Below are 5,956 nucleotides of genomic sequence, written 5' to 3'. Positions count from 1 at the left end.
TGCCCTTTGAGGTCCTGGTGGAGCGGCTGGGTCCCACCCGCAGCCTCAGCCATCACCCCCTGATCCAAGTCGTCCTCGCCTGGCAGAACGACGACTTCGCGGACCTGAAGTTGGGTGATCTCCACGTGACCGCGCTGCCCACCGAAACCCGCAGCGCCCGGATGGATTTGGTGTTCTCGCTGGCCGAACGCTGGACCGAGGACGGCCAGCCCGCCGGCATCGGCGGCGCGGTCGAATTTCGCACCGACGTCTACAACCGGGCCCGCATCGAAGCGCTGATCGATCAGCTGCACCAGGTGCTGGACGCCATGACCACCGACACGACGCGGCGGATCTCGTCCATCGATGTGCTCGACGAGTCGGAACAGGCCCACCTCGAGGCCATCGGAAACCGCGCGGCGCTGCACCGCCCGGCGCCCGCGCCGGTGTCGATCCCGGAAATATTTGCCGCGCAGGTGGATCGCGACCCCGACGCCGTGGCCATCACCCACGCCGGGCGCTCGTGGACCTACCGCGCCCTCGACGAGTCATCGAATCGGCTGGCGCGCTTGCTCGTCGAGTATGGCGCCGGCTCGGGGGAGTGCGTGGCGCTGCTCGCGGAGCGTTCCGCCGAGGCCGTCGTGGCGATCCTCGCGGTGCTCAAGACCGGCGCGGCCTACCTGCCCATCGATCCCGGCCTGCCCGCGGCCCGTGTCGAATTCATGCTCACCGACGCCATACCGCTCGCCGCGGTCGTCAGCCCCGAGTCGCGGTCGCGGCTCGACGGGTCGGACGTGGCCGTCATCGATTTCGACGACCCCGAAATAGCGACCCAATCCGCCGGCGCCCTACCGGCGCCGTCCCCCGAAGACATCGCCTACATCATCTACACCTCGGGCACGACCGGGGTGCCCAAGGGCGTGGCCGTCACCCACCACAACATCACCCAGCTGCTCGAGTCGCTGGACGACGAGCTGCAACTCGGCGACGTGTGGTCGCAATGCCACTCGCTGGCCTTCGACTTCTCGGTCTGGGAGATCTTCGGGTCGCTGCTGCGCGGCGGTCGCCTGGTGATCGTGCCCGACTCCGTGGTCCGCTCACCGGAAGACTTGCACGCCATGCTCGTTCGCGAACGAGTCAGCGTGTTGAGCCATACCCCCTCGGCCGTCGCCGCGTTGCCGCCGCGGGGCCTGGAATCGGCGGCGACGCTCGTGATGGGCGGCGAGCCATGCCCGGCCGAGGTGGTCGACCGGTGGGCGCCCGGGCGGGTGATGGTCAACCAATACGGTCCGACCGAGACCACGATGTACGCGGCGATGACCGCCCCGCTGTCCGCGGGAACCGGAACCCCGCCGATCGGGTCACCGGTGCCAGGCGCGGCGTTGTTCGTGCTGGACACGTGGTTGCGCCCGGTGCCCGTCGGTGTGGTGGGCGAGTTGTACGTGGCCGGGCGCGGCGTCGCGTGCGGTTACGCGGGCCGGCCGGGGTTGACGGCGGCGCGGTTCGTCGCCTGCCCGTTCGGCGGCCCCGCCGCGCGGATGTACCGCACCGGCGACCTGGCGTGCTGGGACCGCGACGGCCAGCTGCAGTATCTCGGGCGGATCGACGAACAGGTCAAGATCCGCGGCTATCGCATCGAGCTCGGTGAAATCCGCTCGGCGCTAACGGCTTTGGGTGGCGTCGAGCGGGCCGCCGTGGTGGCCCGCGAGGACCGGCCCGGCGACAAGCGGCTGATCGCCTACATCACCGGGACCGCCGACCCCGCCACCATCCGCACCCAGCTGGCCGACCGGCTGCCGATCTACATGGTGCCGGCCGCGGTCGTCGCCATGGACGAGCTGCCGCTGACCGTCAACGGCAAACTCGACACCCGCGCCCTGCCGGCACCGGACTATCAGAGCGCCGAGTGCTACCGCGCCCCGGGCGACGCCGTCGAAGTGATCCTGGCCGGCATCTACGCCCAGGTGCTTGGCGTGGAGCGGGTCGGCGTCGACGACTCCTTCTTCGACCTGGGCGGCGACAGCATCCTGTCCATGCAGGTGGTGGCCCGGGCGCGGGCGGCGGGCGTCCTGTTCCGCCCGCGCGACATCTTCGTCGAGCAGACGGTGGCCCGGCTGGCCCGGGTGGCCGGGGTGGCCACCGACGACGACGTGGTCGACGAGGGTCTCGGCGAAGTCGTCGCCACCCCGATCATGCGGTGGCTGCAGCAGATCGACGGCCCGGTCGACGAGTTCAACCAGGCGATGGTGGTGCGGGCGCCCGCGGGTGTCACCCGTGACGACGTGGTGGCGCTGCTGCAGGCGTTGCTTGATCGGCACGCCACGCTGCGGCTGCGCCTCGACGACGACGGCGAGGGCGGTTGGTCGCTGCAGGTGCCCGATCCCGGCGCGGTCGACGCTCGCGGTTGCCTGCACACCGTCGGCGAGTTGTCCGAAGCGGCGCTGGTCGCGGCGCGGTCGCGGCTGGACCCGGCCGCCGGGATGATGCTGCGGGCGCTGTGGGCGGAGTCCAGCGGCCGGTTGGCATTGGTGATTCATCACCTCGCCGTGGATGCGGTGTCATGGCGAATCCTGTTGGAGGACTTGAACATCGCCTGGGCCCAGCGGCGGGGCGGGCAGCCGGTGGCACTGCCCCCGGGCGGGACGTCGTTCGCCCGGTGGTCGGCGCTGCTGCGGGAGCACGCCCGGCGGCCCGAGGTCGCCGCGGCAGCGGACGCCTGGCGCCGGGTGCTGGCCACCCCGCCCGCGCTGCCGGGGGTGCGGCCCGACGCCGACACCTACCGGACGGCCGAGCATCTGTCGGTGTCGCTGGATACCGAGACCACGCGCATGTTGTTGGGGGCAGTGCCGGCGGCGTTCCACGCCGGTGTCCAGGATGTTCTGTTGGTCGCCCTCGGGTTGGCGATCAGCGAATTCCTGGGCACCGGCGCGCCGCTTTCCATCGACGTCGAGGCCCACGGCCGCCATGAGGAGGTGGGCCCGCGCGTGGACCTGTCGCGCACCGTGGGGTGGTTCACCGCCAAGTATCCGGTCGCGTTCAGCCTCGGCAAGCCGCCCTGGGCCAGGGTCAGGACGGGGGAGGCCGAGCTGGGGGCGGTGATCAAGGAGGCCAAGGAGCAACTGCGCGCCCTGCCCGACGGACTGACCTTCGGTTTGCTGCGCTACCTGAATCCCGAAGTGGCCCTTGATGATCCGGACCCGTCGATCGGCTTCAACTACCTGGGACGGCTGGGCGGGGCGGCCGAGTTGTCCGACGAGTTGTGGCGGCTCGATCAGGACAGCCTCTCGCTGACCGCCGCAACCGCGGCGATGCCCGTCCCGTTGGGACACACGCTGGAACTGAACGCCGCCACGGTGGACGCCGCCGACGGCCCGCGCCTGCAGGCCAACTGGACGTGGGCAACCTCGGCCCTGGAGCGCGGCGAGGTCCGCCGGCTCAGCCAGTTGTGGTGTGACGCCCTGACCGGCATCTGCGCGCACGTCCGGAACGGGGGCGGCGGGTTGACCCCGTCGGACATCGCGCCCGCCCGGCTGAGCCAACAGCAGATCGATGCGCTCTGCCTGCGGTTCCCGACGGCCGATGTGTTGCCGCTGACCCCGTTGCAGTGGGGACTGCTCTTCCACGCCGGCTCCGGCCAGGACCCGGGCGACGACGTGTATGCGGTGCAGCTCGACATCACCGTCTGCGGCCCGCTTGATCCGCACCGCCTGCGCGAGGCGCTTCACACCGTGCTGCGACGCCACCCCAACCTGATGGCCCGGTTCTGCGAGGACTTTGACGAGCCCGTGCAGATCATCCCGGCCGACCCCACCGTGGGGTGGCGCTATCTCCAACTCGACGCCGACGACGCCGAACCCGACCGGCAAATCGAGCAGCTGTGCGCCGCCGAACGCGCCTCGGTGTGCGACCTGGCGGCCCACCCGGCGTTCCGAGCGGTGTTGGTACGCACCGCGAAAGACCGGCACCGCTTCGTGTTGACCGTTCACCACATCGTGATGGACGGGTGGTCCCTGCCGATCGTGCTTCGGGAGATCTTCGCCGGCTACTACCGCGAACGGCTGCCGGCGGTGACGCCGTATCGCAGCTACCTGACCTGGCTGGCGAACCGGGACGTGGCCGCCGCGCACGCGGCGTGGCGCCACGTGCTCGACGGGTTCGACGGCCCGACGTTGGTGCGCCCGCCCGGACGGGCGGGGCGACGGGGCGTCGCCACCTCCCGCGTTCCGGTGGAAACCACCCGCGCGCTGAGCGCACTGGCCCGCTCGTCGCACACCACCGTCAGCACCGTGCTGCAGGCCGCCTGGGCCCAGCTGCTGGCGTGGCTGACCGGGCAGGACGACGTGGTGTTCGGGGCGGTGGTCTCGGGAAGGCCGGCCGAGGTGCCCGGCGCCGAGTCGATGGTGGGCCTGCTGATCAACACGGTTCCGGTGCGCGCCACCATCACCGCGGCGACCACCGTCGCCGGCCTGCTCGACCAACTGCGCCGCGCCCACAACCAGACACTCGAGCACGAACATCTGGCGCTGTCCGAAATCCACCGGGCCACCGGCCACGACCAGTTGTTCGACACCCTGTTCGTGTACGAGAACTATCCGATCGACACCGCCGCGCTGGCCGGCGCCCATGACGTCACCGTCACCGACTTCACGAGCCGCGAATTCAACCACTATCCGCTTTCGGTGCAGGCCGTGCCGGGCGACGAACTCGGCCTGCGAGTCGAATTCGACACCGACGTATTCGACGCGCCCGCAATCGATGCGCTGATCGGGCGGTTCCGTCGGGTGCTGTCGGCCATGACCGCCGACCCCACTCGGCTGCTGAGGGCGATCGATGCGCTCGACGAGTCGGAGCACGCCCACCTGATCGGCTGGGGCAATCGCGCCGCGCTGACCGAACCGACGGCCGGGGCGTCGATCCCGGAGCTGTTCGCCGCGCACGTGGCCCGCAACCCGCACGCGGTGGCGCTGAGTTGGCAGGGCCGCTCGACGACCTACTGCGAGCTGGACGAGGCCGCGAACCGCATGGCGCATCTGCTGGTGCGCCACGGCGCCGGCCCCGGTGCCGTTGTGGCGCTGCTGTTTTCGCGGTCCGCGGACGCGATCGTCGCGATCCTGGGGGTGCTGAAGGCGGGAGCGGCCTACCTGCCGATCGACCCCGCGCTGCCCGCGGCGCGGCTCGGGTTCATGATCGCCGACGCCGCGCCGGCCGTCGCGGTGACCACCGCGGACCTGCGGTCCCGGCTGTACGGGGCCGACCTGCCGATCGTCGATGTCAACGACGAGGCCCTGCACGCCGAACCCACCACGCCGTTGCGGCACCCCGACCCCGAGGACATCGCGTACCTGATCTACACCTCGGGCACCACCGGGGTCCCCAAGGGCGTGGCGGTCACCCACCAGAACGTGACGCAGCTGATGGCGTCGCTGCATGCCCCCCTGCCGGCGGCCGCCGCCTGGTCGCAGTGTCATTCCCTGGCCTTCGACGTCTCCGTTCAGGAGATCTTCGGCGCGCTGCTGGACGGGGGACGGCTGGTCGTGGTCCCCGAGCCGGTCATCGGATCACCGGAAGATTTGCGGTCGTTGCTGATTCGCGAACGCGTCGGCGTGCTCAGCCAGACGCCGTCCGAGGCGGGCGCCCTGTCTCCGGAGGGCCTGGACGGGGTGGCCTTGGTGATCGGCGGCGAGCCCTGCTCTGCGGACCTGGTGGATCGGTGGGCGCCCGGCCGCGTGATGGTCAACGCCTACGGCCCGACCGAGACCACCGTCGACGCGGCGATCAGCGCCCCGCTGACCGCGGGGGCCGCGGCGCCGATCGGGTCGCCGGTGTCCGGCGCGGCGCTGATGGTGTTGGACGACTGGTTGCGGCCGGTGCCGGCCGGCGTGGTCGGCGAGTTGTATGTCGCCGGCCGGGGCGTGGCGTGCGGGTATGTGGGCCGGTCCGGGCTGACGGCGTCGCGGTTCGTGGCGTGCCCGTTCGG

Annotated in this window: 1 protein-coding gene; it reads left to right on the top strand. The window is 71.2% G+C overall.

All coding sequences use genetic code 11. The features are described 5' to 3' along the window. The coding region (locus tag WU80_RS23845; protein ID WP_156371854.1) for a non-ribosomal peptide synthetase at positions 1 to 5,956 on the top strand (5,956 nt) is incomplete at both ends.

The organism is Mycobacterium sp. UM_11 (assembly GCF_001414075.1).
GTDB lineage: Bacteria > Actinomycetota > Actinomycetes > Mycobacteriales > Mycobacteriaceae > Mycobacterium.
Note: the sequence above shows the minus strand (reverse complement) of the source record. Positions and strands in the feature narration are given on the sequence as shown.